The sequence below is a fragment of the Bradyrhizobium sp. CCGB20 genome (assembly GCF_024199855.1).
Classification (GTDB): Bacteria; Pseudomonadota; Alphaproteobacteria; order Rhizobiales; family Xanthobacteraceae; genus Bradyrhizobium.
On sequence record NZ_JANADN010000001.1, the window covers coordinates 5,116,856 to 5,132,301 of the forward strand.

The 15,446-nt window shown below is 65.2% G+C and carries 14 protein-coding genes; 9 read left to right on the top strand and 5 right to left on the bottom strand.

Annotated features, from left to right (window positions below):
• Positions 1-61 precede the first annotated feature (61 nt).
• Together queF and NLM15_RS23655 are read left to right on the top strand one after the other, a co-directional pair.
• Entirely contained in the window at positions 62-538 is a 477-nt protein-coding gene (gene queF, locus NLM15_RS23650) for a preQ(1) synthase (RefSeq protein WP_254119863.1), read from the top strand.
• Positions 539-554: 16 nt separating this feature from the next.
• Positions 555-1,352, top strand: coding sequence for an extracellular solute-binding protein (locus tag NLM15_RS23655; RefSeq protein ID WP_254119864.1), 798 nt, complete (start codon positions 555-557; stop codon positions 1,350-1,352).
• Positions 1,353-1,382: 30 nt separating this feature from the next.
• Here NLM15_RS23655 and NLM15_RS23660 read toward each other — a convergent pair whose 3' ends face one another.
• Entirely contained in the window at positions 1,383-2,057 is a 675-nt protein-coding gene (locus NLM15_RS23660) for a GntR family transcriptional regulator (protein ID WP_254119865.1), read from the bottom strand.
• Positions 2,058-2,192: 135 nt separating this feature from the next.
• Here NLM15_RS23660 and NLM15_RS23665 point away from each other — a divergent pair, with 135 nt between their 5' ends.
• The 5 genes from NLM15_RS23665 to NLM15_RS23685 are packed head-to-tail and all read left to right on the top strand — an operon-like array spanning position 2,193 to position 8,251.
• On the top strand, positions 2,193-3,278 hold the full coding sequence (locus tag NLM15_RS23665; RefSeq protein ID WP_254119866.1) for an ABC transporter substrate-binding protein: 1,086 nt from the start codon (positions 2,193-2,195) through the stop codon (positions 3,276-3,278).
• Positions 3,268-5,007: an iron ABC transporter permease gene (locus NLM15_RS23670; protein ID WP_254119867.1), complete on the top strand. Its 1,740-nt coding sequence runs from the start codon at positions 3,268-3,270 to the stop codon at positions 5,005-5,007. Before NLM15_RS23665 ends, NLM15_RS23670 begins: the two co-directional genes overlap by 11 nt.
• Positions 5,000-6,103, top strand: a complete 1,104-nt coding sequence (locus NLM15_RS23675; RefSeq protein ID WP_254119868.1) for an ABC transporter ATP-binding protein — start codon at positions 5,000-5,002, stop codon at positions 6,101-6,103. Before NLM15_RS23670 ends, NLM15_RS23675 begins: the two co-directional genes overlap by 8 nt.
• Positions 6,087-7,349, top strand: a complete 1,263-nt coding sequence (locus tag NLM15_RS23680; RefSeq protein ID WP_254119869.1) for a CaiB/BaiF CoA-transferase family protein — start codon at positions 6,087-6,089, stop codon at positions 7,347-7,349. Before NLM15_RS23675 ends, NLM15_RS23680 begins: the two co-directional genes overlap by 17 nt.
• The gene (locus tag NLM15_RS23685) at positions 7,346-8,251 is read left to right on the top strand and encodes a CoA ester lyase (protein WP_254119870.1); all 906 of its coding nucleotides are present in this window, start codon (positions 7,346-7,348) and stop codon (positions 8,249-8,251) included. The genes NLM15_RS23680 and NLM15_RS23685 overlap by 4 nt, the downstream gene beginning before the upstream one ends.
• A 92-nt stretch (positions 8,252-8,343) precedes the next feature.
• On the opposite strand, the gene NLM15_RS23690 is transcribed toward NLM15_RS23685, so the two are convergent.
• The 4 genes from NLM15_RS23690 to NLM15_RS23705 form a co-directional block, all read right to left on the bottom strand.
• A complete protein-coding gene (locus NLM15_RS23690; protein ID WP_254119871.1) occupies positions 8,344-10,437 on the bottom strand; it encodes a methyl-accepting chemotaxis protein in 2,094 nt (697 codons plus the stop codon).
• A gap of 143 nt (positions 10,438-10,580) precedes the next feature.
• Positions 10,581-11,789, bottom strand: a complete 1,209-nt coding sequence (locus NLM15_RS23695) for an MFS transporter (protein ID WP_254119872.1) — start codon at positions 11,787-11,789, stop codon at positions 10,581-10,583.
• The gene (kdsA, locus tag NLM15_RS23700) at positions 11,789-12,637 is read right to left on the bottom strand and encodes a 3-deoxy-8-phosphooctulonate synthase (protein WP_254119873.1); all 849 of its coding nucleotides are present in this window, start codon (positions 12,635-12,637) and stop codon (positions 11,789-11,791) included. The genes NLM15_RS23695 and kdsA overlap by 1 nt, the downstream gene beginning before the upstream one ends.
• A 126-nt stretch (positions 12,638-12,763) precedes the next feature.
• A complete protein-coding gene (locus tag NLM15_RS23705) occupies positions 12,764-13,090 on the bottom strand; it encodes an NIPSNAP family protein (RefSeq protein ID WP_254119874.1) in 327 nt (108 codons plus the stop codon).
• A 198-nt stretch (positions 13,091-13,288) separates the two neighbouring features.
• Here NLM15_RS23705 and NLM15_RS23710 point away from each other — a divergent pair, with 198 nt between their 5' ends.
• Positions 13,289-13,963: a response regulator transcription factor gene (locus tag NLM15_RS23710; protein WP_254119875.1), complete on the top strand. Its 675-nt coding sequence runs from the start codon at positions 13,289-13,291 to the stop codon at positions 13,961-13,963.
• Positions 13,960-15,336 (top strand): HAMP domain-containing sensor histidine kinase, encoded by a 1,377-nt coding sequence (locus tag NLM15_RS23715; protein ID WP_254119876.1) that lies wholly within the window; start codon positions 13,960-13,962, stop codon positions 15,334-15,336. The genes NLM15_RS23710 and NLM15_RS23715 overlap by 4 nt, the downstream gene beginning before the upstream one ends.
• The last annotated feature ends 110 nt before the right edge of the window (positions 15,337-15,446 follow it).

Below are 15,446 nucleotides of genomic sequence, written 5' to 3' on the forward strand. Positions count from 1 at the left end.
GCATGATCTTTCGGAAAACCGGTGCCCACTTTGCGCTAACGCGGCCCTCCGGGTCCGGATCATGCTCGAACAGGATGTGACGACGATGGCGAAAAAATCCCTCCAGCTCGGCCGCGCGGTTGAGTGGCCGCACACACCGGAAGAAGCCCAGCTCGACCGCGTGCCCAATCCGCAGAAGGGCACGGACTATCTGGTGCGCTTCACCGTGCCGGAATTCACCTCGCTCTGCCCGGTCACGGGCCAGCCGGATTTCGCCCATCTGATGATCGACTACGCGCCCGGCCCGTGGCTGCTGGAGTCGAAGTCGCTCAAGCTCTACATCGCGAGCTTCCGCAATCACGGCGCCTTCCACGAGGACTGCACCGTGATGATCGGCAAGCGCATCGCGAGCGAGATCAAGCCGAAGTTCTTGCGCATCGGCGGCTACTGGTATCCGCGCGGCGGCATCCCGATCGACGTGTTCTGGCAGACTGGCCGCGTGCCGAAGGGATTGTGGCTGCCGGAGCAAGGCGTCGCACCCTATCGCGGGCGGGGCTAGCTGGAGACGAATGACGATGAGATCGATGTCTGTAAAATTCCGCAGCCTTGCCTTGGGCCTTTTGGGTGTTCTGTGGCTCACCGGCGCATCCGACGCTGCCGAAGTCCGGGTGATGATCTCGGGCGGACTGACGGCGGCCTACCAGTCGCTGGTGCCGGAGTTCGAGAAGGCCACCGGCAACAAGGTGCTGACGTCGTTTGGGCCGTCGATGGGGACGACCACCAATGCGATCCCGGTCCGGCTGGAGCGCGGCGAACCGGCCGATGTCCTGATCATGGTGGGCTATGCCCTCACCGACCTCGCCAGCAAGGGCAAGGTCGTGGCCGGCAGCCAGGTCGACCTCACCAGATCGCCGATCGGCATTGCCGTGAAATCGGGAGCGCCGAAGCCGGACATCAGCTCGGTGGAGGCAGTCAAGCGCGCGCTGCTGGCGGCGAAAACGATCGCCTATTCCGATAGCGCCAGCGGCGTCTACGTCTCGACCGAGATGTTCGACAAGCTCGGCATTGCCGACATCATGAAGGATAAGGCGCGGAAAATTCCGGCAACGCCCGTCGGCGAGATCGTCGCGCACGGCGAGGCCGAACTCGGCTTTCAGCAGATCAGCGAGCTGAAGCCCGTGAAGGGCATCGATATCGTCGGACCGCTGCCGAACGAATTGCAGAAGATCACGATCTTCTCCGCCGGAATCGCGGCCGGTTCGAAAGAGTCCGATGCCGGCCGGGCCCTGATCAAGTTCCTCGCCTCCCCCGCCGCACGCGATACGATCATCGCGAGCGGCATGGAGCCGATCGCGGGTGGTGGAGCGAACTGACGTAAGGCCGGCTCGACGCGCCGGCCCTCATCAATCGGATGCTGCCGGGTCCTTCTTGATCGGACCGAGATCGCGCGCCGGATAGTTGGCGCCGGATTCGACGATGTGTCGCCGCACCGCTGCAACGAGTGCGGCGAGATCGCGAGACTCGATCGCATCGACGATATCGACATGGTGTGCAGCACTCCGCTGGAGTTCGGCGTTCGATGGCCACAAGGCGATCGGTCCTGGCCTGGCGCGATTTCTGATCTCCACGATGAGCCTCGCGAGTGATTGGTTCGCGGCATGGCGATAGATTTCGTCGTGAAAGGCGGCGTTGGTGTTTGCCTGGTCCGCCTTGCTGCCGCGCGCCACGGCCTCTTCAAAGATTTTCTGAGCCTGCTTGATCTTCGCTAGTTCGTCGGGGCCGATATTCGGTAGCGCCTGCGTGGCCGCTTCAACCTCGAGCAGCATGCGGATCGCCAATATCTCGCGAACGACGTTCAAGTCGGGTTGCGCAACCCGATACCCACGATTTTCGACGTGGGTCACCATCCCGCTTGCGGCGAGCTGGGTCAGCGCACTCCGGACATCAAACCGTTTGGCAGCGAAGTCCTCCTCCAGGTCGATCTGGCGCAACCATTCGCCCGGTCGATAGTCGCCTTGCAGAATGGCGGCGCCGATTTCCGCCGCCAACAGCCGCTTCTGCTCCTTCCGTACTTTCATGGCTGCTTCCCTTTTTGGAGCGCTTGACTCGCCAAAACTATTGCGCACAAATTGGCGCCAATAAATGTGCATAACAAATCGCGACGACGGGAGGAACAGTAGATGTCCGGCATCGATCGTAGAAGCTTAATGGTGATGTCGGTTCTCGGCGCCACGGTGGGGCTCCGTGGGGCGGCCCAGGCCGCGCCGAACGGATATCCCGAGAACTATCAGAAGATCATCGACGACGCCGAGAAAGAGGGCAGCCTTCTCATCTACTCGATCATGTCGCCGGAAAACTGGCGGCCCGTGATCGAGGGCTTCAACAAGCTCTACCCCAAGATCAAGGTCGAGACGCTGGATCTCCCCGCTTCCCGCGAGAGCTTCGAGCGCTATCTGGCCGAGCGCAGCACCAACAGCCGCACCTGCGATCTCATCGCGACGGCTGACCCGGGCGGCTGGATCGACTTCCAGGAGCGCGGTGAGATCCTCGACTATGCCTCGCCCGAAGCGAAGGCCTGGCCGGATTGGTCGAAGCCGTTTCCCGGCGTCTACACCGTCTCCTCCGACCCGATGGCGCTGATCTGGAACAACACGCTGGTGCCGGACGGCAAGCGCCCGAAGACGCTTGCGGAGTTCGTCGAGCTTGCGGTGGCCAACGAGAAGGCCTGGCGCAACCGCATCACCAGCTACGGCGTGCACCAGACGACCTTCGGTTATGGCATCTCCTACGCCTACGTGAAGAAGCACGGCGAGAAGGCCTGGGACCAGTTCGCCCAGCTCGCCAAGCTGTCGCCCCGCTTCGAGCGCTCCGGCGGGCCGATGACCGAGAAGGTCACCTCAGGCGAATACAACATGGGCTTCTTCGTTTCGGCCATTACCTTCTGGCCGCGCCTGAACGATCCGGCGCGGGCAAAGATCCTCGGCTGGAGCTTCATCGGCGACGGTCAGCCGGTCGTGCTGCGCGGCATCGCCATCCCGAAGGGATCGAAGAACGTCAACGCAGCGAAATTGATGCTCGACTACGTCGTGTCCGAGGACGGTCAGCGCGCATTCGGACGGGGCGGCCTGACGCCGGCACGCCCCGGCGTGAAGCCGGGCGACGGAATCCGCCACACCTACTCCTCGATCGTGGAAGCCGTCGGCGAACAGAATATCTGCTACATCGGCTACGATCGGGACGCCGTGCGCGATTACGACAGCTTCCTCGCGCGCTGGAAAAAGACCTTCAATGTCGCTTGAGGCAAGCAGCGCGCTGAGGGCAACGGCTACGGACTCGCTGCCGAAGCCGTTGCCCGGCCGCGATACCGTCATCCAGTACGGCATGGCGCTGCTGACCGTCGTCTTGATCGCGGCGCCTCTCCTGCCCGTTCTCTATCAATCGTTCCTGGATCGTGCGCTTTACGATTCCGGCCAGCAATTGACGCTGGGCAATTTCGGCCGCCTGCTGCGCACCGACGGCTTCGCGCTCGTCATCTGGAACACGCTTGTCTTCGCCACCCTCACCACCGTGATCTCGCAGGCCCTCGGCACGATGGCAGCGGTGCTGTTCGGCCGCACCGACATGCCTTTTGCCCGGCTGTTTGGCGAACTCTTCCTGTGGCCGATCTATCTCTCGGCGCTGGTGCTGTCGTTCGGCTGGTACACGATCTACGGGCCGGCCGGTTACCTCACGCTTCTGGTTCAGTCGATCTTCGACGGCGTCCCCTGGAATCTCTACTCTCTGCCGGGCATGGCGATGATCGCGGGCGTCTCGCAGGCGCCGGTCGCCTACATCTACTGCATGTCGTCGGCGTCGATCACCGACCCGACACTGGAGGAAGCCGCGCGCGTGGCCGGTGCCGGCACCTTGAGAACCTTGTGGCGGATCACGCTGCCGCTGCTGATGCCGGCGATCGCCTACAGCGCAGTGCTGAATTTCACGGTCGGACTGGAGCTGCTCGCGATTCCGCTGGTGTTCGGAGATCCCGCCGGAATCACCGTGCTGACCACGTTCCTCTACAACAACGGCGTGGCGTCAGCCCGTCCCGATCACGGGCTGGTGGCGACTGCGGCCGTGCTGATGCTTGTCGTCGTGTGCGTGTTGGTTTGGCTGCAGGGACGCCTGCTCGGCAACACCAGGCGCTTCGTGACGCTCGGTGGCAAGGCCACGCGACCGCGCCCGTTTCGGCTGAACAGTCTGCGCTGGCCGCTTTGCATCGTCGCGGCGATCTACATCACCGCAACGGTCGTGATGCCCATCGGCGCGCTGCTGCTGCGCGCCTTCACCAGCCTGTTGTCGCCGATGGTGCCGATCAGCGAGGTGCTGACGCTCGGCAATTTCGCCAACATGCTCGAATATCCGGTCTACCCGCGTTCGATCTGGAACTCGCTCATCGTCAGCTCCGTCGGTGGTGTTGTCGCGACTGCGATGGTCGCCCTGATCGCCATCATCGTGCTGCGATCTGATTTCCGCTGGCGCGGCCCGCTGCACTACGTCGCGCTGTTTCCCCGCGCCGTGCCCGGCGTCGTCGCCGGCATCGGGTTCTTCTATGCGTTCGCGCTTGTGCCCGGCCTGGGCGGCCTTCGGAACACGATCTGGATTCTGGTCGCCGCCTTCACGATGCACTTCATTCCCGTGGGGCTCGGCGCGGTCGCGCCGATGCTGTTGCAGATGAGCCCGGATTTCGATCGCGCTGCCCGCACGCAGGGCGCGGACTGGTGGACGACGAGCCGGCGCATCGTTCTGCCTCTGCTGCGCCCAGCGCTGGTGGCCTGCTTCATCATCCTCTTCATCACGTTCTTCAAGGAATACACGACCGCGATCTTCCTGTTCGCTCCCGGCAGCGAAGTGATCGGGACCACGCTGCTCCAGGCCTGGACGCAGGGCGAGGTCGGCCTCGTGTCCGCGCTGGCGACCGTCCAGATCCTGGTGATCGGAGTCTGCGTGACGGCGGCGCGCGCTTTTCTCGGAGTGAAGCTTTATGGCTGAGTTGCTGATCGAGAATCTGCACAAGCGGTTCGGGCCGGTCAAGGCGATCGACGACGTCAACATCCACGTTGCGGACGGCGAGTTCGTCACGCTGCTGGGTCCGTCGGGGTGCGGCAAGTCGACGACCCTCGGCGCCATTGCCGGACTGGATCAGCCGACGAGCGGACGGATCCGTGTCGGCAACAAGACCTATTTCGACGGCCAAAAGGGCATTTTCCTGCCGCCAGAAGCCCGCCATTGCGGATTGGTGTTCCAGAGCTACGCCTTGTGGCCGCACATGACGGTCTACGACAACGTCGTGTTTCCGCTCAAGCTGCGCAAGGTGTCGACCGCCGATTGCAAGCGCCGCGTCGAGGAGAGCCTCGCTCTCGTCGAGATGGAGAGCTTTCAGGATCGCTATCCGCATCAGCTCTCGGGCGGCCAGCAGCAGCGTGTGGCACTCGCGCGAACGCTGGTCTACCAGCCCGAAATCCTGTTGCTCGACGAACCCCTGTCGAACCTCGACGCAAAGCTGCGCGACCGTGCCCGGACCTGGCTTGCCGAACTGCGCACGCGCCTCGGCCTGACGACGATCTACGTGACGCACGACCAGGTCGAAGCACTAGCCCTGTCCGACCGCATCGTGGTCATGAATGGCGGCCGCATCAGTCAGATCGGCTCGCCCCAGGAGATCTACACGCGGCCGGCAGACAGTTTCGTGGCCGACTTCATCGGAACGACCAATTTTCTGAACGGCGACGTGGTCGGGGCGCCCGACGGCGATGGGCAGACGCTGGTCAGTCTCGCCGACGGCCAGCGCGTTCTGATCAAGTCCGACAAACGTCCGTCCCCGGGCGACAAGGTGACGTTTGCCTATCGTCCCGAGCAGATGCGCCTGGCAGCGGCCAACGATCAGGCCATCGGAGGTTCGATCGTCGAGGCCGACGTGGTCAGCCATTCCTACGTTGGCGGCCGCTGGCAAATCGGATTGAGCGTCGGCGGAAACCAGATCCGCATCGAAACCCAGGACGCAACGCCTGACCGCCGGTTGCGCCTGTGGCTGCCTGTCACCGGCGGCATCCTGTTTACAGAACGGAACCATGGCAAATCCCACTGACGCCACCTCTCCCGAAAGCGGACTGCATCAGGCCGACTACACGCCCGGTGTCCGCGGCCCGCTGACAGGGCTCCGCGTCATCGACCTTTCGAGGCTGGTTGCGGGCAATCTGCTCACCCAGCATCTCGCCGACTTCGGCGCCGACGTCATCAAGGTCGAGCCGCGCGAAGGCGACACCCTGCGCGGCTGGCGCACCAAAGGCGTCGAGACGAACTGGAAGATCCATTCGCGCAACAAGCGCAGCATCTGCCTGGAATTCCGTCACGACGAAGCGGTGCCGCTGATCCGCAAGATGATTCCCGGCGCGGCGATGCTGATCGAGAGCTTCCGTCCCGGTACGCTCGAGCAGATGGGGCTTTCGCCGGAAGAGCTGCTGCGGCTTGAGCCGAAGCTCGTGATCGTGCGGATATCGGGATGGGGGCAGACCGGCCCCTATCATCGCCGACCCGGCTTCGGAACGCTGGTGGAAGGCTTCTCCGGCTTTGCCGAGATGAACGGTTTTCCCGATCGCGAGCCGGTGTTGCCGCCAATGTATCTGGCTGACGCCCTCTCCGGTCTCACCGGAGCGTTCGCCGCGATGGCGGCGCTGCGGGAGGTCGAGATCAACGGCGGCAAGGGCCAGGTAATCGATCTGCCGCTGCTCGACCCGATCGTGAACTCGCTCGGGCCTCAGGCGGCAAACTATCGTCTGACCGGTGTCGTCAAACCGCGCAGCGGCAGCCGCTCGAGCGGCTCGGTCCCGCGCAACGTCTACCGTACCCTCGATGGCGGCTGGGTCTGCCTGTCCGCGTCCACGCAAGGCATGGCTATGCGGGTCTTGCGCTCGATCGGCCGCCCGGAGCTTTGCGAGGATCCCAAGTTCAAGACCAACGAGCAGCGGCTCGTCCATGTCGCCGAACTCGATCAGATCATCGGCGATTTCATCGCGACGCGGACAGTCGACGACAACGTGGCTTTCTTCGAGGCGGCCGAGGTCACGATCGGTCCGGTCAACGACACCGTCCGATTGATGAACGATCGCCACGTGCAGGCCCGCGGACTGCTGGCCGACTATCCCGACGAGGACATGGGAACGTTCCCGATGCACGCCGTCCCGGTGCGCCTCTCCGAGACGCCGGGAAGCATCCGGACGCCGGCCCCACGCCTCGGTCAGCACAGCCGCACCATCCTGGCCGAAGCAGGCCTCAGCCCTGACGACATCGATGCCGCCCTCACCTCGGGCGTTGTGAAGGAAACCAGCACATGACAGTTCAACGAAAATTCCCCGTCTGGCGCTCCGCGCTGTTCGTGCCCGCGAACGTCGAGCGTTTCGTCGCCAAGGCCGTCGAGCGCGGCGCGGACGCACTGATCATCGATCTCGAGGACAGCGTGCCGCTTGCCGAGAAGGCGAACGCCCGAAAGCTGATCCCGGGCATCGTGAAGCGTTTTCGCGACACCGGAAGTTCGGACGTCATGGTGCGCATCAACCAGCCGCTCGAACTGGCGGTGCCCGATCTGGAAGCGGCCGTCATCGCCGGCGTGGACGCGATCAAGATCACCAAGGTCGAAGGTGCCGAGCATCTCCGCCTGCTCGACGAGATGGTGACGAGACTGGAGATCGAGCGCGGATTGCCCGTCGGCAAGATCTGGTTCGTCGGCCTGATCGAGGCTCCCGGTCCGCTCGCCAGGGCCCATGACATCGCGCGATCAATCCCGCGGCTGGCGGGCATCTCGCTGGGTGCGGAAGATTACGCCACCGCGATCGGCGCCAAGCCGACCGAGGAGACCCTGTTGATGCCGAAGCAGCAGGTGGTGCAGGCAGCACGCGCCGCCGGCATCATGCCGCTCGGCACCATCGGCTCAGTCGCCGATTTCTCCGACCTCGAAGGATACACAAGGATCGTCAGGCGTTCGGCCGACTTTGGCTTCGTCGGCTCGGCCTGTATCCACCCGTCGCTGGTGCCGATCCTCAATGCGGGCTTCAGCCCGTCGGCCAAGGAGGTCGCGGATGCCGAACGCGTCGTCGAACTCAACAAGCAGGCGGCCGCCGAGGGACGCGCATCCTTCGCCATTGACGGCAAGATGATCGATATTCCGATCGTGCAGCGGGCCGAAGCGCTGCTTGAACGCGCGCATGCAATCGCCGCCCGCGCGCATCGCCCCCGCTGATTGTGTCAGCCGCAGCGTGCCATGCCGCAAGCGCGGCGCGCTGCGGCGTCGAAAGAGCAAAATCCGAGCAATAGAGCGATTGAGCGCAGGTCTTACGCCACCGCCCTCACCTTGCTGATGAAGCCGTCGACCTCCGACGTCAGCGAGGTCGACTGGCTCGACAGGTTGGCGGCGGCCTTCAGCACACCGGACGCGGCGCGGCCGGTCTCGTTCGCCGCTGACGACACGGTTGCGATGTTGCGCGTCACGGTCGAGGTAGCCTCCGCCGTGTGCTGGACGGTGTTTGCGATCTCGGCAGTCGCCTTGTTCTGCTCCTCGATGGCGGCGGCGATGACGCGGTTGATGCTCGAGACTTCCTCGATGGTCTTGACGATGCCGTCGATCGCCGAGACCGCCTTCTGCGTTGCGCCCTGGATCTCCGTGATCTGGGCGCTGATCTCTTCGGTGGCCTTCGCGGTCTGCGAGGCCAGGTTCTTCACCTCGCTCGCCACGACCGCAAAGCCCCTGCCGGACTCGCCGGCGCGGGCGGCTTCAATGGTCGCGTTCAGCGCCAGCAGATTGGTCTGGCCTGCGATCGAGGTGATGAGACCGATGACCTCGCCGATGCGATCGGCGCCGTCGGCGAGCGCGCGCATGGTGCTGTCGGTCTCCTTGACGGTGACGACCGCCTGCTCGGTGGCGCGCGTCGCCTGCTCGACCTGACGGTTGATCTCGCGGATCGAGGCGTTGAGCTCCTCCGCCGCAGCCGCCACGGTCTGCACGCCGCCGCCGACCTGGTCGGCAAGCGTCGAGGCCGAACCGGCCTGGGTCTGGGCTTCGGCGGCGGTGCCCGACATCGAGCGCGCGGTCGTCTCCAGCTCGCCCGAGGCGCTCGACAGCGCCTGCACCATCTGGCCGATCCGGCCTTCGAACTGCCGCACGAGGCCGGACATTTCGGACGCACGCTTTTCCTTGTCGGCGCGCTCGGCGGCCTGGTCGCCGGACAGGCGCTCGGCGTTGATCATGGCGTCCTTGAACACCTGCAAGGCGGCGGCCATGCGGCCGATCTCGTCGTTGCGGCCGAGGCCCGGCACGTCGCTGGCAAAATCGTGCGCGGCGAAGCGGGTCATTACGCCGGTAATCGCGGTCAGCGGACGGGTGACGCGGTTGCGCATCAGGAACAGGCCGCCCACCGTCAATGCGAGCGAGGCCGGCACCAGCAGGCCGAACAGGATCAGGCTGAAGCGGGCGCGCGAGGCGCCCTCCTCGGCCCGCGAGATCATGTTGGCGAGCGCGGTCTGCGTGACGATGACGACATTGTTGGCGCCGACCAGCTGGCGATCGCGGTACTCCATACCGACGACGCCGGCAGGCTCGCCGGCAAGCAGCTTGGTCGCAATCGCATTGCGCTCGTCGCTGAGCGCGCCGGAGATTTCCGGCTCGGCGTTGCGGATCGCCTGCAACAGCTCGGGCGAGGCCACATTCGGGCTGAGGTCGCGCACGACGACCCAGGACTGTTGGATGCGGCCGCGCAGATCGGCGAACTGGACGCCGTCGGCGGCGGTCCAGGTCTTGTTGGCGAGGATCGAGGAGAACTGGATGAGAATGGTCTGACCGGCATTGGCGCGGGCCTGCCAGGACGCCTGCTTGGCGATCAGGAGGCGATCGACCACAGGGTCGATCAGCGTCATCGCGTTGTCGACATGAGCGGTGACGTCGCCGATCGCGTCCATATAGGCATCGCTGATCCTGGCCCAGCTCGGCTGCAGGTTCGCATCACGCGCGCCCTTCTCCTGCTTCAGAGCCGTGATGGCACGCGGCCTCAGTTCCTCGAGCTGCGCCCAGATGCCGCGGAGCTTGTCGAGCTTCTCGGCAAGACCGGGGGCTTCGACGGAAGCGAGGCTCTCCAGGGCCTGTGCGTGATTCTTCTGCACGGTGGCGCGCTGCCCGGAGAGGCTGGTCATGACGCTGTCGGGCGCGGGGGCGGCCGCTGCGAGATAGCTCAGCGTATCACCACGCTCCAGGCGAAAGATCACCAGCGTGTTGGTCAGGTCGCGGCTGGCGACCGCGAGCGAGACGATGCGGTTGCTGTCCGAGTAGCGCGTCACCGCCAGCTTCAGCGCATAGGCGGAGATGACGACGAGGACGAGACCGAGAGACCCAACCACCGTGCCGAGGATACGGGCGACCGAACGCTGCTTTTGCATCGACTGATCCATAGATGTTGCCGCCAATTCGCGGTTTGCGGGCAATCTAGGGAGCGAACGGTGAGATTTGATTTAAGATTGAAGGGATTTGGCTACCATTTTCTCCCGGGAAAATACGGAGAGCTGGTAGTTCGATACTTCCGTCAGGCCCGCGCGTCCGCCGGCGCCCGCTGCTTGAGCAGCCGGGCACAGACGAGGCCCAGCACCACCATGATCGCGGCGCTCACGAGCAGGGTCGGCACCTTGCCGGCGTGCTGGAGCCCGATCCCATAGGCGAGCGGTCCGACCGTCTGGCCCATGAAGAAAAAGAACGAGTGCAGCGACAGCGCGGTCGCGCGGGCCTCGACCGAGAGCTCGCTGGCAAACACCTGCAAGCAGCCATGGGCCATGTAGAAGCCCCAGCCCATCACGACGAGGTTGAGCGCCTGGACCTCCCAGCGCGGGCCGAAGGCGACGGCAACAAGCTGCGAGGCTACCAGCGTCATGCCCGCGATCATCATGCCCTTGACGCCGAGCCGCGGCAGCATGCGCGACACCGTCAGCGTGTAGAACAGGCCGCCGACCGCGAAGCCCGCGATGACGAGGCCCGCGATCGACAGCGAGGTCTGCCCGAGCTCGAACAGGAACGAGGCGATGTAGGGAAACAGGCCGAGCACGCAGCAGCCCTCGACGAACACCGCCGAGTAGCACACATAAGCGTTGGGATTGGTGAAGATGGTGCGATAGCCCGCCTTCAGCGCCGACAGGCTCGTCTTCGGCGGATGCTTCACCCTGGCGCCACGAAAGCCGGCTGCGACCGCGATCGAGGCAGCGATCACGAGCACGCCGAGCACCGCCAGCACGCCGCGCCAGCCGAGGAAATCGCCGATCAGGCCGGAGGCCGAGGCGCCGAGCAGATTGCCGGTCATCGCGCCGGCCAGCGTGCGGCTGATCGCGACCTGGCGCTTCTCCGGCCCGACCAGATCGCTGGTCAGGCTCAGCGCCACCGGAAACACGCCGCCGGAGCCGATGCCGGCGAGCACGCGGGTGGCAAACAGGACGGAGAACGAGGTCGAGAGCGCGCCCAGGATGTTGGCAAGGCCGAGCAGCGCGAGGCAGCCGATCATCAGCCGCGTCTTGCCGAACAGATCGGCGGCGGCGCCGACGATCGGCTGGATGATCGAAAACGTAAAGGCGAACACCGCGGCAAAGCCTGCGGCGGTCGCGATGCTGACGCCGAAATCCTCGGCGACGTGCGGCAGCACCGGATCGAGCGCACGCGCCGAGAGTGCTGCTGCGAAACTTGCGCCGGAGATGACGTAGAGCGCAGCCGGCAGGCCGTGATCGTGCGGCCGCGCCTCGCCGTGCTGCATCAGCGCGGATTCTTTGCGAGCGCGTCGAACGCCATGAGCGTGCGGATCAGCCCTTCGAACTCGCGCAGCGGCACCATGTTGGGCCCGTCGGAGGGTGCGTTATCGGGATCGGGATGGGTCTCGACGAAGACGCCGGCAACGCCGACCGCGACAGCCGCGCGTGCGAGCACCGGGACGAATTCGCGCTCGCCGCCCGAGGATGCCCCCTTCCCGCCCGGCTGCTGCACCGAATGGGTGGCGTCGAAGATCACGGGCGCGCCGGTGGTGCGCGCCAGGATCGGCAGCGCGCGCATGTCGGAGACCAGCGTGTTGTAGCCGAACGAGGCGCCGCGTTCGGTGACGAGCACGTTGGCATTGTTCGCGCTCGTGATCTTGGTCACGACATTGGCCATGTCCCAGGGCGCGAGGAATTGCCCCTTCTTGACGTTGACGACCTTGCCCGTCGCGGCGGCCGCCAGCAGCAGATCGGTCTGCCGGCACAGGAAGGCCGGGATCTGGAGGATGTCCACGGCTTGCGCCACCTCGGCGCACTGCGCAGCATCATGCACGTCGGTCAGCACCGGCAGGCCGAGCGAGGCGCGGATCTCGGCGAAGATCGGCAGCGATTGCGCGAGGCCAAGACCGCGCGCAGCGGATGCGCTGGTGCGGTTCGCCTTGTCGAACGAGGTTTTGTAGACGAGGCCGACCTTCAGCCGCGCGGCGATCTCCTTCAGCGCAGAGGCCACCTCCAGCGCATGCTGGCGGCTTTCGAGCTGGCAGGGTCCTGCAATGATCGAGATCGGCAGATCATTGCCGAATTTGACCGTGCCAATGGTGACGACGGGCGCCGCTGACGTCGAAGAGCTCAAGGCCAATATCCCTCGTTTCGCCGCGACCATAGCGGCGATGGGGGGCGGATCAACCCTCTTTGGCCCGGGCTGCCAGAATATCAGGGTTGCGCCGGGGTTCCCCGGCGCGCCCTGCGCCGAATGCCGCTACTTGACCGACGAGAAGGCAGTCGGGGTCAGGATCTGGCTGACGATGTTGCCGACGATCTGGCCATCGGCCTCGCTCTCGGCGCGCGCTTTCATCCAATCCGGATCGGTCATGAAGGCGCCCCACTTCTTCTCGCGCTCGGCGAGCGACTCCCAGGCCAGGAAATAGGTCAGCTCCTGGTTGGAGTCACCGATCAGGGTGGTGAAGAACCCGGCCTGCTTGATGCCGTGCTTTTCCCACAGCTTCAGCGTCACCGTCTCGAACCGCTTCAAGAGCGCCGGCAGGCGGCCGGGCACGCAGCGGTAGATGCGCATTTCATAGATCATTCTTGCTTCCTCCCTGATCAGGTCGGGCGGTTATAGCGGCTGGCCATGATGGTGTCTTGAGCGCCGCCCGGTCGCCCCCGCAGCGTTTCGCGCATGGCTGGACAGGTCTTGACAGCCAACCGGCGCGGTTCGCTCCCGCAATGCTGCCGTAATGATCGGGCCGCTAGAACAGTCCAGTTGCAGCCAGGTGCCGGGATCATGCGGATTTTGCTCGTCGAGGATGAAGCGGAGATGGCCGGCGCATTGGCGTCGGCCTTGAAGCGCTACGACATGGTGGTGGATCACGTGCCCACGCTGGCCGAGGCGGAAGAGGCAATCTCTTCCGACGTCCATGCCGCCGTCCTGCTCGACCGTCAGCTGCCGGACGGCGACGGCCTTTCCCTGATCCCAAAACTTCGCGCGCGCGCCGACGGCGTGCCGATCATCGTCCTGACCGCACGCGGCGAGCTCGCCGACCGCATCACCGGGCTCGACAGCGGCGCGGACGATTATCTGGCAAAGCCGTTTGCGGTCGAAGAATTGCTGGCACGCCTGCGCGCCGTGTTGCGGCGGCCCGCCGGCCTCACGCCGGACGTGATCCGCGCCGGCCGCCTCACCTTCGATGTCGGCCATCGCGAAGCCAGTATCGACGGCCAGTCGTTCGAGCTGCCGCGCCGCGAATTGCTGGTGCTCGAAGCCCTGATCCGCCGCATGGGCCGGACCGTGCTGCGCTCGGCGCTGGAAGAGGCCGTCTACAATTTCGATGACGAGATCCAGTCGAACGCCTTGGACACCCACATCTCGCGGCTGCGGCGCAAGCTTGCCGAGGCCGATGCCGGCGTGGAAATCCACGGCATTCGTGGCGTCGGCTATCTCCTAAAAAAGCTGCCATGAGCAAGCACGACGATCCCTATTGCCTGCGCTCGCGGCTCAGCTGGCGCCTCCTCTCGCTCCAGGCCGCCATTCTGGTTGCGCTGATTGCGGTCGTCCTCGCCGGGCTGTGCGCATCCGGCTTCGTGCTGGCCGAGCGGGACGAAGATCGTGTGATCGACGTCGTGCAACGCGCGATCGCGCGCGACGAGCAAGGCGGCCTGATGCTGCGCCAGACGCCCGAACTGAAGCAGCTGCGTGGTGAAACGCCCGATCTCTGGTTTCAGGTCCGCGACAAGCAGGGACACTCGCTCAGCGAAGGCGTCGTGCCGGCCGAATTCGCTGCGATCGGCGGCAATCTCGACCAGATTAGCCAGGCACGGCTCGGCTGGCAGCTGTTCGAGGACGATCCGCGCAAGCCGGCCGCTCGCCTGAAGCGCGTCGATACCGACGCCGGCAATGTGCAGATTATCACGGCGACCCAGGGGCGGCTCACCGGCACCAAGGCGCTGTTCATGACATCGCTTGCGTTCCTCGGTATCGCCCTGCCCGGTCTGCTGCTGATGGGAACGGCGACCTTCATCGCGACACCGATGATCGTGCAGCGTGCCTTCCGGGGGCTCGACACCACGGCGGACGAGGCACGACGCATCGACATCCATCAGCGCGGCGCGCGGCTGTCGGTCGCGCAAATTCCGCTGGAGGTCGTGCCGCTCGTCACTGCGATCAACGACGCGCTAGCGCGACTCGACCAGGGCTATGCCCGCCACAAGCGCTTCGTCGCCGACGCCGCGCACGAGTTGCGCACGCCAATCGCGATCCTGAACACACGCCTGGAATCACTTCCGTCGAGCCCGGACAAGACCCGTCTGCTGGAGGATTCCGCCCGGCTGGCGACGCTTGCCGAGCAATTGCTCGACATCCAGCGGCTCGACCGCTGCGGCCATCCATTCACACGCGTCGACCTCGTCGCGATTGCGCAAAGCGCGGCCGCCGATCTTGCACCGCTGGCCATTGCCGCCGGGTACGAGCTGGCCCTCGATGCCCCTGCAACACCAGTCGAGACGATCGGCGACGCGGCGGCCCTGGAGCGGGCGCTGACCAATCTGGTGCAGAATGCGATCCAGCACGGCCCGCGGCACGGCACGATCGGCATTCGCGTCAGCAAGCCCGCATGCATCGAGGTCACCGACGAAGGCCCCGGCATTCCCGCCGATCAACGCGAGATGATCTTCGAGCCGTTCTACCGGCTCGCACCGCTCGATCGCGGCGCCGGCCTCGGCCTCAACATGGTGCGCGAGATCGTGCTCCTGCACGGCGGCCACGTCACGGTCACCGACGGGCCGAACGGCGGGACGTGCTTCAGGATGACTCTGGCGCCGGCCCGGCAGAGCTGATTCAATTCGCCCTTTGCGGCTCATGCGCAATGCAGTCGCAATGCACTTCAGCGACTCTTCGATTGGCCTCACCTCTGACCTGCGAGGCGCAACCAAGATGCCGGAGTGCG